Below are 334 nucleotides of genomic sequence, written 5' to 3' on the forward strand. Positions count from 1 at the left end.
CCGGAAATCCGGGAATGGTTCCGTTCCGGCGGACGTGAAAGCGTGCGGGATCATCTCGCTGACATCGTCGGAACGCTGGTGCCTGCCATCGATCTCTCGCGTGTCTCGATGGCCGCCTGTGTCGTCTCCAAAACCGGCAGCGGTTATCCCGCCATCGGTTTCACAGCCTCGCCGCGCATCGCCGTTCTGACCGGTGGTAACGGCATGGCGGCCAAGAGCTCCGATGAGATCGGACGGCTTGGCGCGTTGCTGCTACGAGACGGAGAAATCGCCGACGGTGCTTTCTCGACGGATTTCAAACCCGCATTTCTTTAATCTTGGCCGTCGCTTTTCG

Annotated in this window: 1 pseudogene; it reads left to right on the forward strand. The window is 60.5% G+C overall.

Annotated features, from left to right (window positions below):
* Window positions 1–315: pseudogene (locus EN804_RS35620) on the forward strand (FAD-dependent oxidoreductase); the annotation flags it as partial.
* Window positions 316–334 lie beyond the last annotated feature (19 nt).

It is taken from the genome of Mesorhizobium sp. M8A.F.Ca.ET.161.01.1.1 (genome assembly GCF_004792105.1).
Lineage (GTDB): Bacteria > Pseudomonadota > Alphaproteobacteria > Rhizobiales > Rhizobiaceae > Mesorhizobium.